Source organism: Pseudomonas sp. 3296 (assembly GCF_031456615.1).
GTDB classification, from domain to species: Bacteria; Pseudomonadota; Gammaproteobacteria; order Pseudomonadales; family Pseudomonadaceae; genus Aquipseudomonas; species Aquipseudomonas mucoides.
On the sequence record NZ_JAVDUY010000004.1, the window covers coordinates 201,537 to 225,602 of the forward strand.

17 protein-coding genes are annotated in these 24,066 nt (G+C 57.2%); 13 read left to right on the top strand and 4 right to left on the bottom strand.

All coding sequences use genetic code 11. The annotated features are described in order from the left end of the window. The first annotated feature begins 115 nt into the window (after nt 1-115). Entirely contained in the window at nt 116-4,969 is a 4,854-nt protein-coding gene (locus J2X66_RS12255; RefSeq protein ID WP_310264535.1) for a dermonecrotic toxin domain-containing protein, read from the top strand. 95 nt (nt 4,970-5,064) lie between these two features. Further along, nucleotides 5,065-6,066: a FecR family protein gene (locus J2X66_RS12260; RefSeq protein ID WP_310264538.1), complete on the top strand. Its 1,002-nt coding sequence runs from the start codon at nt 5,065-5,067 to the stop codon at nt 6,064-6,066. A 55-nt stretch (nt 6,067-6,121) separates the two neighbouring features. On the opposite strand, the gene J2X66_RS12265 is transcribed toward J2X66_RS12260, so the two are convergent. Continuing rightward, nucleotides 6,122-8,467 (bottom strand): acylase, encoded by a 2,346-nt coding sequence (locus J2X66_RS12265; protein WP_310264540.1) that lies wholly within the window; start codon nt 8,465-8,467, stop codon nt 6,122-6,124. A 226-nt stretch (nt 8,468-8,693) separates the two neighbouring features. Between J2X66_RS12265 and J2X66_RS12270 the strand changes: the two genes are divergently transcribed. Beyond that, nucleotides 8,694-9,071, top strand: a complete 378-nt coding sequence (locus J2X66_RS12270) for a fe2+ zn2+ uptake regulation protein (RefSeq protein WP_310264542.1) — start codon at nt 8,694-8,696, stop codon at nt 9,069-9,071. An 11-nt stretch (nt 9,072-9,082) separates the two neighbouring features. Here the strand turns inward: J2X66_RS12270 and J2X66_RS12275 are convergent, their stop codons facing one another. Further along, nucleotides 9,083-9,271: a hypothetical protein gene (locus J2X66_RS12275; protein WP_310264544.1), complete on the bottom strand. Its 189-nt coding sequence runs from the start codon at nt 9,269-9,271 to the stop codon at nt 9,083-9,085. A gap of 558 nt (nt 9,272-9,829) precedes the next feature. Here J2X66_RS12275 and J2X66_RS12280 point away from each other — a divergent pair. From J2X66_RS12280 to J2X66_RS12300, 5 genes are read left to right on the top strand one after another with little or no spacing between them, the layout of a single operon-like run. Continuing rightward, nucleotides 9,830-11,071 carry an MFS transporter gene (locus J2X66_RS12280; protein ID WP_310264547.1) on the top strand — a complete coding sequence of 414 codons (1,242 nt, stop codon included), beginning with the start codon at nt 9,830-9,832 and terminating at the stop codon, nt 11,069-11,071. Between the two features lie 21 nt (nt 11,072-11,092). After that, a complete protein-coding gene (locus J2X66_RS12285) occupies nt 11,093-12,223 on the top strand; it encodes an acyl-protein synthase (protein WP_310264548.1) in 1,131 nt (376 codons plus the stop codon). Between the two features lies 1 nt (nt 12,224). Continuing rightward, nucleotides 12,225-14,639, top strand: a complete 2,415-nt coding sequence (locus tag J2X66_RS12290) for an aldehyde dehydrogenase family protein (RefSeq protein ID WP_310264550.1) — start codon at nt 12,225-12,227, stop codon at nt 14,637-14,639. 53 nt (nt 14,640-14,692) lie between these two features. Further along, nucleotides 14,693-15,982, top strand: coding sequence for an AMP-binding protein (locus J2X66_RS12295; RefSeq protein WP_310264552.1), 1,290 nt, complete (start codon nt 14,693-14,695; stop codon nt 15,980-15,982). Beyond that, a complete protein-coding gene (locus tag J2X66_RS12300; protein WP_310264554.1) occupies nt 15,982-16,917 on the top strand; it encodes a GNAT family N-acetyltransferase in 936 nt (311 codons plus the stop codon). The genes J2X66_RS12295 and J2X66_RS12300 overlap by 1 nt, the downstream gene beginning before the upstream one ends. On the opposite strand, the gene J2X66_RS12305 is transcribed toward J2X66_RS12300, so the two are convergent. Further along, nucleotides 16,906-17,832, bottom strand: coding sequence for a LysR family transcriptional regulator (locus J2X66_RS12305; RefSeq protein ID WP_310264556.1), 927 nt, complete (start codon nt 17,830-17,832; stop codon nt 16,906-16,908). The genes J2X66_RS12300 and J2X66_RS12305 overlap by 12 nt on opposite strands. 118 nt (nt 17,833-17,950) lie before the next feature. On the opposite strand from J2X66_RS12305, the gene J2X66_RS12310 reads away from it, so the two are divergent. Beyond that, the gene (locus J2X66_RS12310) at nt 17,951-18,946 is read left to right on the top strand and encodes an aldo/keto reductase (RefSeq protein WP_310264558.1); all 996 of its coding nucleotides are present in this window, start codon (nt 17,951-17,953) and stop codon (nt 18,944-18,946) included. Between the two features lie 44 nt (nt 18,947-18,990). Here J2X66_RS12310 and J2X66_RS12315 read toward each other — a convergent pair whose 3' ends face one another. Then, nucleotides 18,991-19,521 carry a hypothetical protein gene (locus J2X66_RS12315; RefSeq protein ID WP_027923481.1) on the bottom strand — a complete coding sequence of 177 codons (531 nt, stop codon included), beginning with the start codon at nt 19,519-19,521 and terminating at the stop codon, nt 18,991-18,993. Nucleotides 19,522-19,904: 383 nt separating this feature from the next. Here J2X66_RS12315 and J2X66_RS12320 point away from each other — a divergent pair, with 383 nt between their 5' ends. The 4 genes from J2X66_RS12320 (at nt 19,905) to J2X66_RS12335 (ending at nt 24,058) form a co-directional block, all read left to right on the top strand. Then, nucleotides 19,905-21,896 (top strand): methyl-accepting chemotaxis protein, encoded by a 1,992-nt coding sequence (locus J2X66_RS12320; RefSeq protein ID WP_310264560.1) that lies wholly within the window; start codon nt 19,905-19,907, stop codon nt 21,894-21,896. A gap of 170 nt (nt 21,897-22,066) precedes the next feature. Then, entirely contained in the window at nt 22,067-22,513 is a 447-nt protein-coding gene (locus J2X66_RS12325) for a DUF411 domain-containing protein (protein ID WP_310264562.1), read from the top strand. Continuing rightward, entirely contained in the window at nt 22,513-22,947 is a 435-nt protein-coding gene (locus J2X66_RS12330) for a YqaA family protein (RefSeq protein WP_310264564.1), read from the top strand. The genes J2X66_RS12325 and J2X66_RS12330 overlap by 1 nt, the downstream gene beginning before the upstream one ends. Nucleotides 22,948-23,032: 85 nt before the next feature. Further along, entirely contained in the window at nt 23,033-24,058 is a 1,026-nt protein-coding gene (locus J2X66_RS12335) for an alpha/beta hydrolase (RefSeq protein ID WP_310264566.1), read from the top strand. Nucleotides 24,059-24,066 lie beyond the last annotated feature (8 nt).

Here is a 24,066-nt window from a genome sequence, read left to right on the forward strand (position 1 = left end):
CGGCAGCCAGATTGGCTCAAGCAATATGTACCGCACATGAGCCTGATAGCGGCCGTACCGTTATTCCTCGACTTAACGACTGCGACCTGCGGATCCCAGCACATCGAGGACAATCATGACCGCTCCTTCAATGCCGTATTTTTTTGACGAGGCACAAACTGCCTCCAATGCCCGAGAGCCCGGTAACCGCGAAAATGCGCTGAACTTCACGCTCGATGACCTGCAATGGCTCAAGAACGTTTACCTGGCCACCGAAGTAGCCCGCACCGCGCATAACAGCCCCATGCACGTCTCCCGGCTATGGCTGACCGTGCCGGACACGGCGGACGTCCCACTGGCCGGTGCTTTCGCCATGGGCCGCCCCAGGGATGGAGAAGTCACGCTCTACACGCCATGGAAAGGCTTGATCAAGTTTGCGGACATGAACGAGCTGAAACTCAAACTCAAGGAGTGGTTGGCGTCGCCGAGCGACAAGGTTGCTCTACTGCGTTTCCTCTCCATTGAACAACGTAGCGCTATAGCCGTTGCCACAGCGCCAGACATTTCCACAACAACAATCGAAGGCGCGGTGTTCCAGGACCAGCAGCTCACCCTTGATAACAATCAAGCTCAGAACATCAAGACGATGATGGGCGAGCTGCTGAAGATGCCCACGCTGCAGTCCATGCTCAACGACACCCTGAAAAACGCGTTGCACAAACCGTTTCCAGCACTGGACCAGCGCCTGACTCGACTGAAGACGTTTATCAGTACAGTGTCAGCCTTCGACGGGGGTGACTATGAGCACACGACGTCCTCGCTTTCACTGGGCGATGCCCTTCTGCACTTTTACCTGACCAACCAGTGGCCCCCTGGCGACTCCAGAGTCTTTGAGCATCCCGCTCACCGCGTGAGCAGTGACGCCGATAACCAGGCCTGGGAAAGCGCAGTCAAAGAGATCGCCCAAAGTTTCACCCCTCACTTGTACAGCCTGCTCGACATGTTCTGGAACACCGCCATGAGCAATGGGATGCCTCGCCTGGCGTTTTTCAGCGAGTGCCTGCGCGATACGTTCCAACTGAAACTTCTGCTCCAGCGTCAGGACGGAATTTTGACAACGCAGGAGTATCTGCAACTGATGAAAGTCGGCCAAGAACCCGGGGATGCGGCGTTGCGCATCGAAAAAGTCAGGGTGACGGCCCCGTTCAAGCATTTCGTGGAACTGGCCTCGACCTTGATGATCGGGGGTGCCGATACCTTGGGTTTTCTATACACCCCCTCCCGAGGTATCGAAGCGACTGACAATTTGTCAGCGGTCAAAAAGATCGTACTGCAGATGATGAACAGTGAAGGTCACGAAGATGCGCTGCTCAACTTCATGTCGCTGGATGAACGTCTCACCTTTCTGGCCATGGAGCCGCAGGAGCGCCTGATTGAAGGCACTCCCCTCGTCGGTTCGGTATTTGACGAAGTCATGACCGACATCCTTCACAAGCAACAGGACAACCTCAGTCATGCCTTGAGCCGTTACCGTGAAAGTGAAGGCACACTCTCCCCACATGCCCTGCTGGATAATGCTCTGGACGTCCGTGGTCTTATTGATGGTCGACTGCTGGCCACCGCTTCCACAGGCCGCTGGAGTACACGGGTCGATCAGCGCATTAGCGGGCAACCGGCAAAGGTGCGAGCCGAGTCAGCCAAAGAGCAGATGACACGGCTCGATTCGGTTGGGCAGGCGCTCGATCAACGGCGCAAACAACACCCGGTCATTCCCGTCGGCGTCAATACGCTCGCTCGGGTAGAAAGCCTTCTCGACTCATCCGTGGCGGACTTGCAATCGACTTTTACGCATACCCTGTCAACGGCATTGCGCAGCGAATTAAAGCTACACACGGTGACACGCACCTTGGGTGCGACCGAGCAGGCAATCATCAAAACGGTGCTCGATAGCCCGATACACCTGCAACGTGCTGCGTTAAACGGTTTCTTGCCAGACGTATTTTCCCTGGCATTGAAGGCCGGCGACGTGACGGTCCCATTGAAACTGGCGAGTTGTTTTGTGCTGACTGAACGAGGAGGCCTGGACCTGAAGCACTCGGGCAAGGCGATTTTGTGGACGCCGGCATCGGGATTCGAAGCGTTCAAGACACTGTCACAGTTGCAGACCGAACTTGTTCAGCGCCTCAAGAATGACACTCTGCGTTTGACCCTTCTGGAAAACCTTGGTCGTAGCGAGCGAATGGCCGGCAGGACGTATGTGCTGGCGCCACTGCAGCGGATACACGGGCACTTTCTCGATCACCTCCAAAAGCCTTACATCCATCTGGACCAGGCATGCATTACCCGCGCATTGGCCACGCCACTCCCCCCCGCGCGGCTGCCTGATCTTCTGAATCTGGTGGCACTGCGTGAGCCGTTGACAGGGTTAGGTCGCGCGTCGGACATTGCCCAGTCCCTGACGACGCAGCAAAAACTTCCGGCATGGCTAGCCAAAGCGTCCATTGCAGATCTGGTGCTGCATGGCGAACTGCTTCAGCAATACCTCGACAACGTCAAAGATGACGAGGATTACCTGAGCGGCCTGCGATCACTGCAGCGTACTGCTCACGTGGAGCTTGAAAAACAACTGAAGGCGGACACCTTCAACATTGATCCGGACAAGGTCCAGGTCCAGATCAGCGCACGTCTGACCTCACCGGCCCGGACTCAAACCCTGACCGACTTCGCATTGACGGCTATGAAGGAGCTGGATCAGGCCCGATTCAAACTGCAATCGCTGGATACCAGCGTCATTCCCGAGGGGATGGACGAACAGTACACCAAAGACCTGATACGAAATCTTAAGCCGGGGGAACATCAGCAGAAAATACTGAGTGAAGCCCTTGCGGATACCCCGGCCAACGCCGATCGCAGAAAATGCTTTTACAGGCAATTGCCTTGGCAACTGATGCATTACGCTCACACGGAAAAACTGCAGGAACGCCTGAGCGAAAAAGGCTTTGATCTGATCCGGCAAATCATGGACATGCCCGACGCCATCGCTCGTGCGGCGGTCGAGGGTGCCCATGCCATTATCCGTCCGCTCGAGCTCTTGGGGATCAAGAGCGCACAGACGATCAAAGTGCCCGGTGTCTACCTGATCGGCTCAGCCACCGAGAGCGCAGCCCCCCACGTCCTTGTCGCACCGCACAGTCCCCGTCATGGGATAAAGGAATATGAAAGTGAAGCTCAGCTACTGACAGAGTTGAAGTCTCGCGGACCGCTGCTTGACTGGATACTCATGAACCTGACGTCGTCTGACCGGACGTTGCTTGAAAACCGGATGACGATCGCTCACAACCGCCCCACGCGAGCCGTAACGGCTACTTCCGAAAGGCCGCCTCAAGAAGTCGCATTGGCGTCCAGTCCGATCAAGGGCCACCTCTTCAGCCAGTTGTACAAAGACAACGCTGCGTTACTGGGCCGACTGCTCGGTTGTCAGTCCGACGATAAAAATCAGGGCGAATGGGAAACCATCAAACACGTACTGAGCGAAGACCTGCACGAGGCCTACTCGTTTTTCATGGGGAAAGTCGCTTACCCCATTACCGTGTGGCGCAGTTACCGCAACATCAAGCAATCTGCCGAAGACCTTCAAACCCACAAATGGGGGGCTGCAATAAGTGCTTTCATTGACGGTATTGCTCAACTGGCTTCGTTGCGGCGATTAGCAGGCGATCAAGTGCAATTACCCGCAGCAACGGGGGCAGCGGCTCCGACGTCGTCCGCTAACCGATTTAGCTGGCATGAGGTCGATACCACCGCCCCCGAACGTACGCAGTTAAAGCGCCATGAAAGCATCGACGTCGATCTCCATTCACTGACCTCCGACTCGACACTTGGGCTCTACACCCATCCAGCCTCCGGAAAACACTACGCGTCCGTTGAAGGAAACGTCTATCCGGTCGTCAAACTTGACACCCGTTGGCGCATTGCAGGCACCCCAAAAAATGTGCCTTTTCTGCGCCAAAACACCGCAAAACAATGGGTCCTGGACCGCCAGAGGCTGGCGTCTCGCTTCAACCTTATCGACCGATTGGGTACCGTAATAGCCGTTTGGGGAGACATGAACGTCGATGCCCGTGGGATGGCACAGATCCGGCGATTGTTTCCGTACAGGGCACGTCAGATCGATGAAGCACTGGACCTGGCAACCACCTATGCCTGGAACAGCTTTCGAAACCTGCAATTACTAAAGGCTACCGACACTGCGGTGACCCCGGTGCACCAACTCATCACCGACTTTATAGGCGTGTCGCACGTTCTGCCCGCGCATGTGGAGCAGCTTGAAAAAGTCGTGGAGCAAATATTTTCAGCGTTGCTCGACCCGACACTCAGAACGGCCAACTCCAATCGATTTACGATCGGCAGGGTGATCGAAGATGCAGAAAACACCTTCGGCTTCGTTGCACCGAAGGACCCAAAACGCAAAATATACCTGGCGGAAAAATTTTTCGCTTCCAGCTTCGAGCACTACCGCTCGCACCTCAGCGACGCACACTTCCCCATCGGCGCCCATAGCCGTTCGATGACCCTTATTCATGAGCTCTCACACATCGTCTGTAAAACCGTCGATATTTCATACCTCGACACCGGACGCCCGTTCGCAGACCTGATCGGAACAGTGACACAGGATGCCAAACAGCTCAAAAGCGCGTTGACCATGCTTCAAGACACCGCACTGTCCATAAAGACGCCCTATACCCAACTGTTCATGGCGCAAAACCCTGACACTGGCGAGTGGGAAGACCTGGGTCATACATCCAGTGAAGACACTGAGCTGATCAAAGAACACGTTTTGACGCTGACCGGCGCAGAAAACCTGAGCGAGGCCCGCCACATGTTTAAAAGGGACCCACTGATCAGGTTGAAAGTACTACTTGGCAACGCCGACAGCGTTGCCTGGTTGATCGGTCATTTGGGACGGCAACTGCACGTCAGTACCCCTTGAACTTAAAAAAAGACGTATTTGATAGTTAATTGCCATGACGGCTGTTCTCGCCGGCTTCCTCGCAAGGTTAGAATGCCGGAAATCAGGAAGAGTCAATGACCGACAACTCTCTATCGCCCGCCGACTATGATGCGATCACCGATGCCGCAGCGCATTGGTGCATGCGCCTGCATGCAGTCGACTGCACGGCTGAAGAACGTGTAGCTTTCGAGCGATGGCATGACGCCCATCCGCTGCATGCATTCGAATATGAAGCCATGCTGGAGATCTGGGAGGTTGCCGGGGATCTGCCGCGCCCTGAAGCCGTCAATCACGGTGCGCGCCTCAAACCCACTAAGCCCTGGCGCAGTCTCGGCATTGCTGCTGCGGTGTGCGCCCTGGCGTTGCCACTGGCGGCGTACAGTGGGTGGAGTTTGGGTTGGTTGCCCAACTCGTATCAACACTTTGAAGCCCGTGATACGGTCCGTCAGATCACCCTGAGCGACGGCAGCCAGATTGAACTGAATCTTGGCAGTGATCTGACATTCAGCAACTACAAGGATCAGCGGCGGGTGACGCTGAAAAAAGGCGAAGCCTTCTTCAGCGTCAGCCATGACACGACTCACCCTTTTGTCGTCAAGGCCGCCAGCGGCAGTATCCGGGTCACCGGGACCCGATTCAACGTCTGGATGTACGAGGACCAGGTTCGTGTGAACCTGATCGAAGGGTCGGTGCTGGTCACCAGCAACGACGACCTCCCCGGCGATGGCTTACGTCTCGGTCCCGCCATGCAGGCGCGCTTTAAACAGGGTGACTACACGCCACAAATCAGTCAGACCTACGGCAACGATAATTCGCTGGCCTGGCGCAGTGGCAAACTGGTGCTTGATAACCTGGCACTCATCGATGCCCTGCCGTTGATCAATCGTTACCTGAGCAAACCCGTGATGGTGGCCGATCACAGTACCGGTCAGATCCGTCTCGGCGGAATCTACAACATCAAAGAGCTCAACAACCTGGTGGCGTCCTTGCCCAAGGTGCTGCCGGTTTACCTGACCCGCAACAAGGACGGCAATCCGGTCCTCAACTCCATTCCGCTAACCCCCCCTAAAAGCTGAAGGCCGCAACCCTTGTGGGGTGCGGCCTCCGTTTTTGATCCAAGTGCCTTTGCTGTTACTGCGCAGCCACCGCCCCGGCTTTTCCATCCTGCTCGCGAATTGTCTGCGCCTGGTACTGCGGGTCTGACGTGATCTGCCGCTCGGTAAACGGCAGCACACTCAACTGCTTCTTCGAAAAAGCCAGCGTCTGATCCCGCGCGTACTTCGAACCCGGATCGCTGGACAACGAGAACGCCAGCAAACCTTGAGCGTGTGGCCCCTCGTCATCGAAGGTCACTACCTGCAAGTAGCTCGTGCCACTGACCACTTCAAGTTTGCCGTCTGTTCTCGGCACGCTTTGTATGGCGTTGTAGACGCCCAACGTGCCGGGTCCACCATGGATCGGCGTTTGCTGGCCGCCGCTGCTGGCCACCTGAATATCGCCCCAGCGTACGTCTGGCTTCAATCCTTGGGCTTTTACCTGTTCAACCGAAACGAGCATGGCCTCGCGAAGAGCCTTGGCGACATCCGCCCGGTCAATGGCCAGACCACGCGGGGTGTTTTGCGGATCTTTGGGATCAAATGCCACGCGCCAGATACCGGGGTTTTGCTGCAGCGGTTCCATGACATTCTGGAAGTGGACAAAGCCCAGCCCGCTGTCCAGATTCGCCCGGCGATCCCACGCCTTTAAATGGCCGCACAGCGGCGTCAGCGCCGCGGCATCGGCGCCAAGGCTGCCGGCACAAAACTGCAGCAGATCCGGCATGACCTGTGCGGCCAGGTACACCTGATCGTCCATGACCATCCGTTGCAAATCCGCTGCCGTCAAAGGCCCGGACTGCTCCAGCGTGGCCAAGCGATCCAGTGCAAAACGCGAGCGCAAACCCAATGGCTGGCCTTCCTGGCTGATCAATGGCGAGAACCCGGTGAGCGGTTGCGCCGGGTTGGCCATCCAGGCGGAATCATTGGAGTGCTGCACAAAATCCTTGCGCGACAACTGCGGTAATTTGTCTGGGGGATAAATGCCTTTTTGCGCTGCTTGCGGGTCAATTTCCCAGGCACAGGCACTGTTGGAGCCGTCAAGGACGATCACTTGCAACCCGGCCCGTAGATCGCTGCACTTCGCCAGTTTTTCGGCGTTGACGTTTGGCACCACCGACAGGTTCATGTACAGCGTTTGCCCCTGATCATCCACGGCCAGGGTGTTGACCCACGGGATGCCCTGAAGGGTGTGCACCGAGGCCTGAAAATCCTTGAGGCTGTTCGCCTGGTTCATCGCATACCACTGCTGCAGGACCCGGTCGTTATCCAGGTTGGCGTCGCGCAGGCTGTACGCGTATTGATGATTCCAATCCAGTTTTCCAGGCCATCGCACGATCGGGCCGAAGGACGTGCTGTACACCACATGAGAAACCGGCGTGGTCTGACCATCAGGTTGCTGCACATTCACCGTCAGGGTTTGTTTCTTCATCGGCAAGGACTTGCCGTCGAGCAGGTAGCGGGTCGAATCCTTGGGATCAAGTTGCAGTCGATACAGCGTGAAGTGTTTGGATGAGTCCACGGTGTGGGTCCAGGCCAAGTGCTGGTTGAACCCGATGTTTATCATCGGCAACCCTGGCAGCGCAGCGCCCATCACATCCAGTTTGCCGGGAATTGTCAGGTGCATCTGGTAGAAGCGCATTGCGCCGACCCAGGGAAAATGCGGATTGGCCAACAGCATCCCGCGGCCATTGAAGGAACGTTCGCTGCCGATGGCCACGGCGTTACTCCCGCGATCCAGCGCAAACCGCTGCATGCGCGAGGCCGCCACCTGGAAGGACGACGGCTCAGCGGTCACTTGCGTGGCGACTTGGGGTGGGGTGGCACCCGCCAACGCTTCGGCGAACTGCCCTACTCCACCTTCGACCAGAAGACGACGTGTCAGCTTGACCAGGTCCTGGGCAGTAATCTCGCGCACCCAGGCCCCCTGACACTGCGCGGGCAAACCCTGGGCCCGGCGTTCTGCCAGCGAACGGTTGTAACCGGCGACATAACCTTCTATGAGTTGCTGCACTTCGGGTGTTTGCGCCTGCCAGAAACCGGCGACGGCGTCGGGTGTGTTCAGCCAGGTGAAAAACAGGTCGCTGACCAGATTCTCACGCGCTTCGACAGTCAGTTGTTCCGGCCCGAAATAGCGGGAGCGCTCACCATTGACGGTGACAATTTCATTGGCCAGCAAACACAGGTTGTCCTGCGCGTAGGCGTACCCGATGCCAAAACCGAGCCCCCGTTCGTTGTCGGCACGAATGTGAGGCACGCCGAAACTGGTGCGGCGAATGTCAGCACTCGCCTGTTCTGTCTGACTGCGGGCGTTTGCCGCAAGACTCAGCGCCACTAACAAACCCGCAAGGCTTAGCCTGGTTAACTGCCTGAAAATAATCACACTCGCTCCTGATCGAATAGACAAACACCCTGCCTTCTCTCAGGAACGAAACAACAGACAAAAATTTAGGCTCGCAAAGCCATTCCAAATGGCCTTCTCACGGGCTGCTCACATGGCGCCGACAAATTTTCTACATTTGAGCCTTCATTATTTGTCGTGCTCGTTCGTCTAAATGACAGAGAGCCCCCTTCACATTTTCTGGCCGGCTCGGAAAAGGAGTTTTTGCATGTACAACTCGCAACTGCCAATGGACGGTAGCAATGCACCCTCGGGCCCTGCCATGGGCTCCGGTATTTTCGAGCCGCGCGGCGAGCGCAACGGCAATGAGCGCATCCGGTTGCTGCTCAAAAGCTTTGGCCTGCGCACCAGCCTGATTCGTCTCAAAGTCATTGACGCCTTGCTGGTTGCCGCTGAAAGCGATCGTAGTCTCGGCGTGCGCGGCGTGCACAGCCAGTTGCTGGACCTGGACATTCCCTTGTCCTTTCTCAGCGTGCGGGAAGTGTTGAAACGTTTGTGCAGCGAAGGCGTGATCACGCTCAATCCGGACAAAAGCTACAGTCTGCATCCGCACGCTGTAGCCATGCTCCATCGTGATTCATGTTGAAGATGCATCGCTCAAGGCTTGACCTTGCGACGCATCACGCCGTTGATCACCACCACGACCACCGCCACACCAATGGCGATGTACTGAAACAGCTTCTCGCTGATGACACCTTCGTTTTGCAGATACGAAAGGCCGAACATGATCCCCAGCACGACCAGGGAGACCAGAATCGAGTATTTCAAACGTTGCGATTGAGTCATTGCGAGTTCCTGAACCTGAAAATGTATCCGCTTTGTATCCGAACGCATGCCAACCCCCTACCTTTCTTCGGGGATGGCGAGCTGTAAACGGGGTCTCATGTTACAGCCGATGAAGAGATTTGGCTTCATAGCGGCGCTAACCATGAGGATTTCGAAATGTTTCGTCGAATCACACAGCTGATTCCCCTGATTGCAATTTTGGCCTTGAGTGGCTGCATCATTTTCCCCCACGGCGGCTGGCATGGGGATCACCACTATAATCGTGGCGGGCCCGGTTATTACGAGCATCGATAACTTCCGACCGGGATAAGTGCTATACATTATTTACTTTAGTGCGTAGGAAAAATCCGATAATTTCTTAACTAATGCCCGCACTGTCGCGGGCATTTTCGTTAAACCCATTAATGCTTTTCGCCGTGCAATTCACACTGCATTATCTTGCAAACAGCTGAAACGTCCTGTTTCAATCCTTTATTAGAGCCCTCCCTGCTCATTGGATACTCTTCCTGCGCAACAAAAGCACATATCAATTAACTCGCAGCAAAAAACAGGAAATATATGAACAGGCCTTTGATCAATATAAGCCCGTATCATTTGCTTGGCTTTTGCTTCGCAATAACGCTTTTCGAACTACTGACTTATATGGCCAGCGATATGATCATGCCGGCCATGTTGACTGTCACTCATGACTTGAATGCGAGTGCACAACATGTCCCTTTCGCTTTCAACCTGTATCTGGCAGGAGGAATACTGTTGCAGTGGCTTATCGGACCACTGTCCGATCACTTTGGTCGCCGTAGAGTTTTACTGATCGGTTCTGCGGTATTCGCCCTTGCCTGCTGTGCTGCATTCAGTGTGCAAAGCATTTATGCGTTCAATGGATTACGCCTGATCCAGGGCATGGGATTGGGGTTTGTCATCGCCGTCAGCTACCCGGCATTGCAGGAAGTGTTCTGCGAAGCCGACGCGGTAAAAATCATGGCTCTGCTGGGAAATGTCGCACTGCTTTCTCCCCTTCTCGGCCCGCTGTTGGGCAGCCTGCTGCTGGAATGGCTGACTTGGAGGGAACTGTTTTTGCTGCTGGGCATGAGCGGCATGGCGGTCTGGCTGGCGCTTTTTGTGTACATGCCGGAAACCGTGGGAACGTTACGCCACGACGGTCAACGCCTGATGGCCGTGCCGTTTGAATGGGGCGGTACCGTGCGCCGTTATGCCGCACTGCTTGGTAATACGCGATTCCTGAGCGCCAGTGTCGCGCTGGGCATCATGAGTTTGCCATTGATTGCCTGGATCGGGTTGGCGCCACTGCTGCTGATGCACAACCAAGGGCTTTCGCCGCTTGCTTACGGCCTGTGGCAAATCCCGGTGTTTGCCGCGGTCATTCTTGGCAACCTGATACTCAATCGATTGATCGCCAAAACCGACATTCCACAACTGATTCGATACTCGCTCTGGCCGTTGTGCGGTGGGCTCATCGCATTGGTCGCTCTCAGTGCCTATGGCGTTTCGACGCCCGTGCTGATCGCGTGCCTTGGGCTTTACGCGGTCGGTCTGGGCATGAGCAACGCCGCACTCTATCGCCTTGCGTTGTTCTCAAGCGATGACAGCAAAGGCCTGGTCTCGGCGATGATCGGCATGATCTCGATCCTTGTCATGGGGGGCGGGGGTTCGATGCTTGCGGCAGTCGGCGCTGGTTACAGCCATGAATCCTTCTCCCTGATAGCGGGCATCGCCGGGCTTCTATGCCTGTTGCCCTTGCGGTTTTTTCTTCGCCGCAACGCTGTCGCACTTACCGTCTGATCCCCAAGCACAGGTCCATTGATGATCCATTTACCCTATACCGATGCGCTTTGCGCGTTAACGAAACCCTATTGCCTGGATTCGGTACCAGACGGCCTGTTTGATCGGGCGATGAGTGAAATCAGTCTGTTCCATTGTCAGCATACGCCGGGCTATGAACGCTGGCTGAACGCCAATGGCCTTGATGCCAACGCGCTGGCATCAATGAATGACTGGTCAAGACTGCCGCCGATTTTTGCCAACTATTTCAAGCGCCATTTATTGCTGGGTTCCTCGGGAAAGGACGCGCTTGAGCTGACGTCGTCTGGCACCAGCGGCCAAAAAAGTCGCATGCGCTATGACACACGCAGCATGGCCGCCGCCCAAGGCATGGTGAGCCACATTTTTCGGCACTACGGCTGGGACACTCCAGGAAGTCCCTGCAATTACTTGCTGCTGAGTTATGAACCCGACGCAGTCATTAGCCTTGGAACCGCTTTCACCGATCAGTTTTTATGTCGCTATGCCCCCATCAATCGAGTCGCCTATGGATTGCGCCGCACTGGAAATGGGCACGCGTTCGACCCGTTCGGAGTTGTCCACGCCTTGCAGCAATTTGCTGAAGAAGGCCTGCCCGTGCGCATTCTCGGATTTCCAGCGTTCCTGTCCCATGCGTTGCAACATATGGAAGACACCGGCCTGACGGACCTCAAGCTGCCGGCCGAGTCATTGGTGCTTCTCGGGGGCGGCTGGAAAACCCAGGCGGCGCAGGAAATGCCTCTGTCGCGGTTGTACCAACGGATCAACCGCCAACTGGGTATCGACCTGGCGCGTTGCCGGGATGGTTACGGCGCCGTCGAGCATGCAGTGCCTTACGTTCAGTGTGCTCACCAGCATTTTCATGTGCCGGTTTATTCGAAGGTTTTCGTTCGCAATCCCGCCGACTTCAGCGCCCAGCCCTACGGCAAACGCGGTTTGCTGGAGTTCGTATCGCCCTACATTTCTTCAAGCCCGGCGCATGCCGTGGTGATGGGTGATCTTGCGACATTGCACCCCGGAGCAAGCTGCGGGTGTGGCTTGACGACCGACTGGTTTGAACTGCATGGACGCGCCGGAACAACCGCTAGCCGAAGCTGCGCAATGGCCGCGTCCGAACTGATTGGAGAGGCATGACATGTACTTGATCAATGGCCAACTGCGTGACGATGTCACCCTTGAGGCAACCCTTGAGCGGCTGCACCAACAACTGCCACGGCTACTGAGTGCACCGATCGACAGCGGTACCGTGATCGAAACCGTCACTCGTTTTGCCCTGCAATTGCAGACTCGAACAGTTGATTTGCCCCTCAACGACGAACAACGCCGAGGGCTTGTCGACTTCTGTCAGCGCAGCAACCTCAGCACCAAGCTTGAACGAGAACTGGGCGACCAACCCCGCTCGCTGCGACGTATCGACTACCGCCAAACACGTTTTGAAAGCTGGCATCCGCTGGGGCTGGTGGTGCACGTGACGCCAGGCAATGCACCGCTGTTGGCGTTCTGCGCGATCGTCGAAAGCCTGCTGGCCGGCAACATCAATTGGCTGCGCCCCAGTTCCAGCGACGAAGGAGTGACCGCTCGGTTACTCGCGGCACTGGTTAAGTGTGACACCAGCGACAGGTTGGCAGATTTCGTTGCGGTGCTGCCTGTTAGCACGGCACAGATCCCTGAACTGTGCACTCGCGCCGATGGCGTCTCAGCCTGGGGTGGCGAAGCGTCCCTTAAAGCCATTCGTCAGCACATCCCGGCCGGATGTCGCTGGATCGACTGGGGTCACAGAATCAGTTTCGCTTACCTGTCTCCAGACGCGGCCACTGCATCTACGCTGGATGCCTTGGTGGATGAAGTCTGCAGTCTGGATCAACAGGCCTGCTCCAGCCCGCAATGGCTGTTGGTCGACAGTGACGATCCCGTGGTGTTGCAGGGGCTGGGTGAACAACTGGTCGAAGCGTTTGAACGCCGTGCCCTGCAGTGGCCGGCACTGACCCCGACCGACCAGGAAGCCTCGGAAATCATCACCCGCTGCGCCATGGCTCGACTGGATCACTGCTTTAAAAACCAGACCGGCCAGGTCTGGAACGGCTCAGGATGGCGGATCATCTGGGAGCATGATCAAACACTGGCCCCATCGCCACTGTTCCGAACGCTGATGCTAAAACCCGTGCCGCAACACTTGATCGCCGAGACGCTGCTGCCGTGGCGTACCGTGCTGCAGAGTTGCGCGCTAATCTGTTCCCCCGCAAAAGCACCACAGCTGGTACGCACGTTGGTCAACGCGGGGGTAACACGCATTGCGCCCTGCGGTTCTATTCATGATGGTTACGCCGGAGAACCGCACGACGGAGTCTACGCGCTGTCGCGTCTGAGTCGTCGCCTCTCGGTGAGCTTGCCACCCGAAACAGCGACTGGCCGGGCAACACTCGACATGCCGCCACCTGCCCTCCCTTCAAGCCAAACGCCAATCATGGATAAAAACGCGTTCATGGCCCAGCCCATCAGTGGCGCAGCCCAACTGTATTTTCGTTCGGGGGGCAGCAGTGGCACGCCGGCGTTGGCCGGGTACAGCTATCGCGACTTCGAGCGGCAAATGCGCGCGGCGGCCGATGGTATGTTCGCCGCCGGCCTCGACCCTTCGACGGACCGAGTGATGAATCTGTTTTACGGCGGCGGCTTGTACGGCGGGTTTTCCAGTTTTACCAAGGTGCTTGAGCAGATGGAGGTGACCCATTTCCCGATGGGAGCACCGACAAATGATGACTTCAGCGAAATTGCGCAAATGATTGCGGACCACCGTGTCACCGTGCTGATCGGCATGCCAAGCACCTTGCACCGCCTGTTCTTCAACGAGCAGGAGCGTCTGCGCGTTTACGGCGGCATCCATAAAGTGTTCCTCGGCGGTGAACACCCGGCAGAGGCCAGCCTGCGCCTGATGGAAAGTTGTGGGGTGTTGCAGATTCGCTCGACGATTTATGGCTCGGTCGATGCCGGTCCCCTGGGGCATGCCTGCGCAGCGACGGCCAATGGGGTGTTTCATTTGATGTGCGATACCCAGCATCTGGAAATCGTCGAGATCGAACAGGATGTGCCCGTTCAGGCTGATGAAATCGGACGACTGCTGTTTACCTCCCGGGCACGGCAAGGCCAAGACGTGCGCCGGTATGACGTGGGCGATACCGGTCGCTGGGTACCCGGCCCCTGTCCTTGCGGACTTGAATCGCCGCGGTTCGAATTGCTTCAGCGCCACGGCAAGTTGCTACGGATAGGCACAGAATTCATCTCGCCATCGGCGCTGCAAGAGCGTGTCGGCAGACCGATTCAAATTCAGCTGGACCATGCACCGAACGGCATGGAACGGCTGCGGGTTTTAATCAATTCAGACAGTGGTAGCGTTCGCCAGTCCCTATTGACCGATGAAGCCTTGTCGAGCGCGGTAAACAACTGCTTTTTAATGTTAGAAGTTCACGAATGTGCGGAGTCGGCCTTCACAAGAAACAAACACAGCGGCAAAACGCCCTTGGTTATTGATAACCGAATACAAACAGACCGCTGATTAGCAACACCCTGTCTCTTAACCGTAGACATGCCTGATATAAAGAGAGCTCCGTGAATTCCATTTATACGCTTGAACAACTTGTGCCTTTTATAAGGCAACACTCGAACTTTTACCGCAATCATCTGCAAGACTCGCCCCTGTGCGAAGTCACCTTGAACGCGCTGCCATTAATCAATGTGGATGAGTATTGGGCAGACAGTCACGACTTGAATAACTGGGCCGTGCTGACAGGACCTGTCGACGATGGCCTGGTATTTAAAACCGGGGGCTCGACCAGTCAAGGCAAACTTAGCGTTTATACCCCCAATGAATGGCAGGCATTGGTTACCACATTTGCACACAGCATTTCCTCTCAACTGAAGAACGGCGACCGGGTCGCCAATCTGTTTTTTTCCGGTGATCTTTACGCCAGCTTCGTGTTCTTTCACGACTCACTGGCGCACGTCACACACTCCATTTGCGAGTTTCCCTTCACGGGCAATGTCGACTTGGACGTGCTGGCTGATGCTGTAGATCAGCATCGGATCAACGTGCTTGCCGGCGTTCCAGCCCAGTTGTTGCGATTTGCCGACTACCTGAGTCGGCATCAACGGGTGTTGTGCGGCGTCGATACATTGCTGTACGGCGGCGAAAGCCTGTTCCCCGCGCAAATCGCCATGCTCAAGACAGCGCTTCCCAATGCGCGCATCGCCTCCGCCGGTTACGCCAGCGTCGATGCCGGCCTGATAGGGGCCAGTAGCCGTGACTGTGCCTTGGGAGAGCATCGGACGTTTGAACCCCACACACTGCTGGAAATTGTCGATGAACACACCGGCGAAGTCATCGAAGAGTGTGACCGTATCGGTTTGCTGGTGGTCACCAACCTTACGCGCCGGCTCATGCCCCTGCTGCGGTATCCCGTGGGTGACCGCGCTTGCTGGCGCGAGCCAAGCGCCACGCCGATGCGCAAATTCGCGCTCAAGGGACGCAGTGCTCACAGTCAACGGGTTCGGGTAGGGACATTGTCGTTGCTGATCGATGAAATCCTGTTGATCGTGCAGCACATCGCAGGCAGCGATCAATGGCAGTTGGTGATCGAGCAAGAGGGCGTCAAAGACCTCGTGACGGTGAAGTGGGTGCCCACCATGCCATGCACCGGCATTGACCCCATCTGCAGCGCGCTGCATGAAGCGCTGGCCGTCCATTATCCCGGCATCGGGCAGTTGAATCGCCAGGGGTTGATGGAACTGCGCGTGGTGCCCTGTGCAATCACCGATTTGAACCTTCACCCGCGCTCTGGCAAACAGATGAGGGTTCTGGACTTGCGCGTGTACGACTCGCCGTCAACGGAGCGTCAGTAATGTCGACCCTCGTTTATCGTCGCTTCCAGCCAGGTGATGCACGCGCCGTAAGTCAGTTGTTTCGCCAGATCTATGGGGATCATTACCCTCGACCGGACGTTTATCTGCCGAACATGATCAGTCAGCACAACGCCGACGGCCAATGGTTCTCGATGCTGGCGGTCGACGGCGAATGCGTGCTGGGTCACGCCGCGTTATGCCGTGACCCACTGTCGGACATCCCCGAGCTGGCGCTGAGCGTGGTCCATCCCGCGGCTCGAGGTCAGCGTATCGCGACACACCTGGGTCGGGAATTGTTGTTGCAGTCGCAAGCGCAACAGATCAAGAACGTCTTGATCAAACAAGTCACGCACCATCCCCACACGCAACGCATGGCCCACAGCATCGGGTTTCACAACACGGGATTGCTTCCCGACTACGCGCCGTCCCCGCTCACAACGCCGCTGCCGGAAACCATGGTACTCGGCTGTTATCTGGCCGAGGGGCACACACGTCCATTGCCCGATGTTCTATGGCCTGAAAGTTGTCGCAGGCTTATGCAACGCTTGTGTGATGTGTTCGGGACTTATCGGGCCACGCTGTCGCCAGCGTCGATGCCGTTGCAAATCAGGCAAAATCACCAGCGCTACGTCGTCGTCATTCAGCGTTTGAGCGACGCATTGCTGGACCAACTCCGGAGGTTGCCCAGCCATTGGCTCATCTCGGCCAAAATCGAGCTGTCACGCCACTTTGCCGAGGACCTGCACCGTTTGAGCATGCTGGGTTTCACCTTCAGCGGATTGATGCCCGCCCAGAGCAGCAACGGGTGGTTTGCGCTGTTTCACCGAGGGGCGCAGCCGCGTCACCTCTCCCTGCATTGCCCTGACATGCAACAGTTGCACGATAACTTGCAGCGCGACGTCAGCGCACAGGCCAACACCTGTTCAGCCGCTTGAACCCTTCCGGTAAACGTTAAGGCCCGGCTGCGCGCAAAGCTCCACCAGCCAATCGACAAACACCCTCACCCGCCGGGACAACTGGCGGTGAGGCGGATACAGCGCCGTCAGCGGCATCACCGGAGGCGGCACGCTCCCTAGCACTTCACACAATCGGCCTTCATCAAGCTGGCGAGCAACGTGGTAATACGGGGTTTGAATCAGCCCATACCCCGCCTCACATGCCGCCAGGTAACCGTCGGCGCTGTTGACTGCCACCTGTTTGGGCAAATCCATGAGTTGCACCTCGTCATCAACCTGGAATTCCAGCCCAAAACGCTTACCGGTCGTGCCGGAGAAATACTCCACCATCCGGTGCCCTTCCAGGTCTGCCAGACATTGAGGGATTCCATGGCGTTGCAAGTAGTCAGGGCTGGCACAGGTGACCTGGTCCAGCATGACCAATGGCCGCGCCACCAATGAATCATCCAGCGCGGAGCCACCGCGCAACACGCAATCAACGCCTTCGCGGATCAGATCGATGGGGCGGTCATTCAAACCGATTTCCAGCTCGATCAAGGGATAACGTCGGGTGAACGCCGGCAATGCCGGAATCACGATCAAGCGCCCAATCCCTGCCGGCATGTCCACCCGCAGCAACCCTTTGGGATTGTGTCGAGCGGCGGAAAACACCGCTTCAGTTTCTTCAAGGTCTGCCAATAACCGCACACAACGGGGGTAATAGGCCGCGCCGTCGAGGGTCAGGCTGATCTGTCGCGTGGTGCGTTGCAGCAGTTGCACCCCCAGATGCGCTTCAAGCTGTTTGATCAAAACAGTGACCGACGCTCGAGGCAATTGCAGGCTGTCTGCCGCTTTGGCAAACCCGCCCAGCTCAACGATTCGGGTAAACACACGCATAGCATTGAAACGGTCCATTACTCTGGCGTTCCTGATGATTATTTAGAAAAGACGAACAGTGATAGCAGTTTTAGCCGGTTTATCTTGTTTCTGTCGAGGTTGACACTGTGCGCTCACACCACAGGGAGTTGATTTCATGCAAACACGTCAATTGGGCAAAAACGGCCCGCAGGTTTCCGCCATCGGCCTGGGCTGCATGGGCATGACCGATTTCTACACCACCGGCGTAGACACCCAAGAGGCCACTGCGACCCTGCATCGCGCACTCGAACTCGGGATCAACCTGCTCGACACCGCCGACATGTACGGCCCTCACACCAACGAAGAATTGATCGGCAAAGCCATTGCCGGCAAACGGGACCAGGTATTTCTGGCGAGCAAGTTCGGCATTGTCCGTGCCCCGTCCAATCCCACCGCACGGGGTGTCAATGGCCGACCGGACTACATTCGCGCCTCCATCGACGGCACACTCAAGCGTCTCGGCGTTGAAACCCTGGACTTGTATTACCAGCACCGGATCGATCCGCAGGTGGCCATCGAAGAAACCGTCGGCGCCATGGCCGAACTGGTGAAGGCCGGCAAGGTGCGTTACCTGGGCTTGAGCGAGGCGTCGGTCGCTACCCTGGAACGCGCGCACAAGGTTCACCCCATCAGCGCGCTGCAAAGTGAGTATTCGTTGTGGAGCCGTGACCAGGAAGAGAATGGTTGCCTGGCGGCGTGTCAGCGTCTGGGCGTGGCGTTTGTGCCTTACAGCCCATTGGGGCGAGGCTTTCTGACGGGCGCACTGAAAAGCCCGGATGACTTTGCGGCGGATGATTACCGTCGTTTCAGCCCGCGTTTTCAAGGGGAAAACTTTGCGAAGAACTTGCTGTTGGTACAGCAAGTACAGGCATTGGCCGCAGAAAAAGGCGTGACAGCAGGCCAATTGGCGTTGGCCTGGGTGCTGGCGCAGGGTGACTACCTGATCCCGATCCCTGGAACCAAACAGCGCAAATACCTGGAGGAAAACGTTGCGGCACTGGAGGTCAAACTCAGCGCAGATGAATTGAAAGCGCTGGAGTCGATATTCCCCGCCAATGCCACCGCAGGCTTGCGTTACCCCGAGGAAGTCATGAAGTTGCTGGACCGCTAGCAACAGTGCCTGGCCCGCTCCACCCTGAGCGGGCCGGCAACCTTTCACGCCTTGGAGCTGACACCCTTGTCCGTAGGAGCGGTCGTGCCATTGCCCTTGCCATAAGTGGCCAGGTTTTGCAGGACGTAGATAGCAGTCTTGTATTCAGGGATCAGGCCAACCGCGTATTTATCGCCCTTGATGCTGTTGTTCTGGATGGTGTCCAGTTGTGTGGCGAAGTATTCCAGCGCATTGAACTTCGCATCCGGATCATTCTGTACCCCGAACCGGTCAAACTTGTCCCCGGCGTTCATCAAGGTCATCGACGTAATATCGGAGATCAGGCCTCTGCCACGTAAAAATGCACTGAGATTGCCCAATTGTTTGGACGATACATTTTCCGGGTCGAAGCCTTTAACGTTCCTGAATATTTTCTGCTCATCCATCCTCGCCGCATTCAGCGCATTTGGATTGGTACCCACCAGCGCGAGCATTTGCTTGACCCTGGCGCTGTGCGTCACGGGCTTGCCGCCGCCAGTGTTCTGCACCAGTAGACCCGCCTTGGCCGTCCATCCTCCAGTATTGCCGATTGTCATGACTGAGCTTCCGATTGCGTGACCATATTCAGATCCTTCTTGAGTGGGTTTAGAGCGGGCGAGTATCGGCCATGGCCACTGGCCACTCCAACCCCTGGTTGCTGTCTTTTACAATTTCCGTACATTTCAGATACAAACTGGAAAGTGCCTGGCTTTATTGGTCTAGACGAACTTTCCCGGATGGGTCTACACAACTAACCAAGCGTTTTGTACGTCTCGGTCAGTTTGTTTGTATCCGTTTCAATACCTACCGCGCTTTCCGCTGAGGCCCGTTCCTGGACGATCGTGCCTAAAGCTATCCCTGCCCAAGCCGATAGCCCGATGAAGCAGCGATAACCCTTCCAAACCTAATAATAAAAGTGCTGCACACAAGGACCGGTCCCATGCCCACATTCCGTTCGATCCAGGCTCGCTACACGCTGTTTCTGGTCCTGTTTATCCTGTTGCTGTTCGCGCTGACGGTGGTCGGAATCAGCCAGTTGGTCGCGCCTAAACTGCGCCATACCGAAGAACAGGTGGCCCTCAACCGCATCGCCGACGTCGCCCGACAAATCCAGGGCGAACTAACCAAGGTTCAGGCACAACAGCGCAGCATTACCCAAACCATTCCCTTGCTCGACAGCGCAGGCATTGACACGGTATTGCCAGGCCTGGTGGATCAGTACGGTGAATTGAAAGTCTTTGGCGGCGGGATCTGGCCGTTACCGGGCCAACGTGAAGCCGGGCGCAATAAATTCAGCACCTTCTGGCACCGTGACGCCTCGGGCAAACTGGCGGTCAATACGTTCTGGAACAGTGACGCCGCGCCGAACTACTACGACCAGGCCTGGTACAAGGGCGGCATGCAAACGCCACGTGGCCAATGTGCCTGGGCGGCGGCCTATAAAGATGACGCCAGTGCCGAGCCGCGCACCAACTGCGCCATGGCCATTCAGAAAAATGGCGTGGCGTACGGCGTGTCGACCATCGACGTGACGCTGGGCTTCTTCAATGACTTGATCGCGCAAAAGGAAAAAGACCTTGGCGCCGAGATGCTGATCGTCGAAGCCGACGGCAAGATCATCAGCAACAGTTCGCGCATCAGCGGCCCCATCGTTCTGAAAAACATCAGTGAACTGGCGGGCAACTCACCGTTCGCCAGCCAAGTGAAAGCCGGCCTGCAAAACCGTGACCAATCGCAGCGCGTCGAATTCGACAACAACGGCGAAGACAGCACCTTCTTCATGCGCCCCATCGAAGGCTCGCCGTGGTTCCTCGCCACCGCCCTGCCGAGCAAACTGATCACCGCCCAGCGTGATGACGTGCTCAGCACCCTGAGCCTGTTGCAAATCCCGATGGTGATTCTGCTGGCGCTGTTGCAGATCTACGCGATTCGCCAACTGGTCCAGCGCCTGAAAATCCTCAAGGCCAATATCGATGCGCTGTCTGCCGGCGACGCCGACCTGACCAAACGCATCACCATCCGCGCCGAAGACGAACTGGGCGCCATCGGCCACTCGGTCAACGCCTTTATCGTCTACTTGCAGAACATGATCGGCGAAGTGACCCAGGCCACCGGCGCCATGGCCTCGAGCCTGGACAACCTGCAACGCACCTCGGCCCACACCAGTCAGATTCTGGTGCGCCATGCCTCGGAAACCGATCAGACCGTCACCGCCATTACCGAGATGAGTTCGACCGCTGAAAGCGTCGCACAAAATGCCGCAGAGACAGCGGCCTTCACCAAGCGCGCCAACGAAAACGCCGACCGTTCGCGGGTGGTGGTGGGCGAAGCGTCGAGCAGCGTGGTGGCGTTGATCGAGGAAGTGGCGAGCGCCACCCACAAAGTCGAAAGCATGCAGCAGGATGCGCAACGCATCACCGAGATTCTCGGGGTGATTGGCGCCATCGCCGGGCAAACCAACTTGCTTGCATTGAACGCAGCCATCGAAGCGGCCCGGGCCGGTGAACAAGGCCGAGGCTTTGCGGTGGTCGCCGATGAAGTCCGTGCCCTCGCCGGCCGCACCCAGGCCAGCACCTCGGAAATCAATGAAATGCTCACGCGCCTGACCCAAGGCGTCAGTTCGTCGGTCGCCGCAATGGAAAACACCCAGGCCAGTTGCCAGTCCGCCGCCGACGCGACAGCGCGGGTCAACTCGGGCCTGGATGAAATGGCCGGTTCCGTCAGCCACATCAACGGACTGAGCACACAGATCGCCACCGCGGCCTCGCAGCAAAGTGCGGTGACCGAAGAGATCAACCGCAGCATGGTGCAGATCCGTCACATGGTGGATGAACTGGTGAAAAGCGGTCAGGCCAGCGAGTTGAATACCCGGCAACTGGTGGACGCCAATGCGCGCGTCAGTTCGATCATGGGGCGGTTCAAGGTTCGTTGAGTACCTCAAGCCTGGAGCAAACCCTGTGGGGGCGAGCAAGGTCGCTCCCACAGGGTTTTGCATTGGCTGCATTGTCTTTGTATTACTTGGAAACAATCTCGCCCCTCATCCGTGGCTAAACTGGTCAAAATGCCTCTTTTTTTTGACCGCCACCGAGTCGAGACCTTTCCATGCGAACCCCTTTGCGTCTGGCCGCCCTGAGCGTCCTTTTTATATCCTCCCTGGCTCAGGCCGCCGACCTGATCCCCATCGAAGTGCACCGCGACGCCAATTGCGGTTGCTGCAAAAAATGGATCAGTCACCTCGAAGCTAACGGTTTCAAAGTTGAAGACCACGTCGAAACCGACATGAGCGAATTCAAGCAACAGCACGGTGTGCCGCCGCGTCTGGCGTCGTGCCATACCGCGCTGATCAATGGCAAGTTCGTCGAAGGCCATGTCCCGGCGGACCAGGTGCTGGCGCTGAGCAAGCGTGATGACCTGCTGGGCGTTGCCGCACCCGGCATGCCCATGGGTTCGCCCGGGATGGAAATGGATGGCATGAGCGATGCCTATCAGGTGATCGGCCTGAAAAAGGACGGCAGTGATGTCGTGGTGGCGGATTACCCCGCCCATTGATGTCCGGTGCGTACCTCGGGCTGTTTCTCGCGGCGTTCGGTGCCGCGACGCTGCTGCCGCTGCAGTCCGAAGCGGTGCTGGTGGGGTTGTTGCTGAGCGACAAGTACTGGCTCTGGTCGCTGTTGGCCGTCGCCACCCTGGGCAACGTGCTGGGTTCGCTGGTGAACTGGTGGTTGGGACGCGGTATCGAACGGTTTCGCGACCGACGCTGGTTTCCGGTCAGCCCTCGCCACCTGGAACAGGCTCGACAGCACTATCAGCGCTACGGCCATTGGTCTCTGCTGCTGAGCTGGGTGCCGATTATCGGTGACCCGCTGACGCTGGTGGCCGGCGTCATGCGCGAACCTTTGGGACGATTTCTGCTGATGGTGACCCTGGCCAAGGCCGCCCGTTATGGCGTGCTGGCCCTGGCCACGCTGGGCTGGATGGGTTGAACGATCGAGCGCGGCGATTGCCTGTGTTTAATGTCGCCCTAATCAGGCCGATCCAGCATCGGCAGGTTTTCTTTGGAGTTCACCCATGCCCCTCGCCCTCTCCCGCTGGCTGCCCAGCCTGCTGCTGACCGCCGTACTACCCCTCGTCGCCCACGCCGACGGGCCGGAATACGGCCCTCAATTGCAGGGCTTCGATTACCCCTACACCGTCAAGCATTTCGCCTTTGAGTCTCAAGGCAAATCCTTGCAAATGGGTTACATGGACGTCGCCGCCCATGGCAAGGCCAATGGCCGCAGCGTGGTGCTGATGCATGGCAAGAACTTTTGCGGTGCGACCTGGGACAGTTCGATCAAAGCCCTCAGCGAGGCTGGCTATCGGGTCATCGCCCCGGACCAGATCGGTTTCTGCACCTCGAGCAAACCCGAGCACTACCAATACAGTTTCCAGCAACTGGCAACCAACACCCAGCAACTGCTCAAAGCCCTTGGCATCCAGAAAGCCAGCCTTCTCGGCCACTCCACCGGTGGCATGCTCGCTACCCGCTATGCGCTGCAATACCCCGAGCAGGTCGAGCAATTGGCGTTGGTCAATCCCATCGGCCTGGAAGACTGGAAAGCCCTCGGCGTGCCCTACCGCACCGTCGATCAATGGTACGCGCGTGAGCTCAAACTCAACGCCGACGGCATCCGCACCTATGAGCGCAACACCTATTACGGTGGCCGCTGGAAGCCGGAATTCGATCGTTGGGTCGACATGCTCGCCGGCCTGAACAAAGGCCCGGGGCATACGCAGGTCGCGTGGAACTCGGCGCTGATCTACGACATGATCTTCACTCAACCGGTGTATTACGAATTCAAAGACCTGAAGATGCCGACGCTGTTGCTGATCGGGACCTCCGACACCACGGCCATCGGCAGTGACATCGCCACGCCTGAGGTCAAGGCGAAGCTCGGTCACTACGACGTGCTGGGTAAACAAGTGGCAAAACTGATTCCACAGTCGACCCTGGTTGAATTCCCCGGCATGGGCCACGCGCCGCAAATGGAAGAACCGGCGCAATTCCACAAGGCCTTGCTCGACTGGCTGAACAGAACCAACCCCGTTCATTGATGAGGTAA

What these genes read in the sequence shown, in the direction of transcription:
- J2X66_RS12335 (WP_310264566.1), top strand. Translation starts at nt 23,033, where the DNA reads ATGCCCCTCGCCCTCTCCCGCTGGCTGCCCAGCCTGCTGCTGACCGCC.
- J2X66_RS12330 (WP_310264564.1), top strand. Translation starts at nt 22,513, where the DNA reads ATGTCCGGTGCGTACCTCGGGCTGTTTCTCGCGGCGTTCGGTGCCGCG.
- J2X66_RS12305 (WP_310264556.1), bottom strand. Translation starts at nt 17,832, where the DNA reads ATGGACCGTTTCAATGCTATGCGTGTGTTTACCCGAATCGTTGAGCTG.
- J2X66_RS12290 (WP_310264550.1), top strand. Translation starts at nt 12,225, where the DNA reads ATGTACTTGATCAATGGCCAACTGCGTGACGATGTCACCCTTGAGGCA.
- J2X66_RS12255 (WP_310264535.1), top strand. Translation starts at nt 116, where the DNA reads ATGACCGCTCCTTCAATGCCGTATTTTTTTGACGAGGCACAAACTGCC.
- J2X66_RS12275 (WP_310264544.1), bottom strand. Translation starts at nt 9,271, where the DNA reads ATGACTCAATCGCAACGTTTGAAATACTCGATTCTGGTCTCCCTGGTC.
- J2X66_RS12315 (WP_027923481.1), bottom strand. Translation starts at nt 19,521, where the DNA reads ATGACAATCGGCAATACTGGAGGATGGACGGCCAAGGCGGGTCTACTG.
- J2X66_RS12260 (WP_310264538.1), top strand. Translation starts at nt 5,065, where the DNA reads ATGACCGACAACTCTCTATCGCCCGCCGACTATGATGCGATCACCGAT.
- J2X66_RS12270 (WP_310264542.1), top strand. Translation starts at nt 8,694, where the DNA reads ATGTACAACTCGCAACTGCCAATGGACGGTAGCAATGCACCCTCGGGC.
- J2X66_RS12310 (WP_310264558.1), top strand. Translation starts at nt 17,951, where the DNA reads ATGCAAACACGTCAATTGGGCAAAAACGGCCCGCAGGTTTCCGCCATC.
- J2X66_RS12280 (WP_310264547.1), top strand. Translation starts at nt 9,830, where the DNA reads ATGAACAGGCCTTTGATCAATATAAGCCCGTATCATTTGCTTGGCTTT.
- J2X66_RS12325 (WP_310264562.1), top strand. Translation starts at nt 22,067, where the DNA reads ATGCGAACCCCTTTGCGTCTGGCCGCCCTGAGCGTCCTTTTTATATCC.
- J2X66_RS12300 (WP_310264554.1), top strand. Translation starts at nt 15,982, where the DNA reads ATGTCGACCCTCGTTTATCGTCGCTTCCAGCCAGGTGATGCACGCGCC.
- J2X66_RS12320 (WP_310264560.1), top strand. Translation starts at nt 19,905, where the DNA reads ATGCCCACATTCCGTTCGATCCAGGCTCGCTACACGCTGTTTCTGGTC.
- J2X66_RS12285 (WP_310264548.1), top strand. Translation starts at nt 11,093, where the DNA reads ATGATCCATTTACCCTATACCGATGCGCTTTGCGCGTTAACGAAACCC.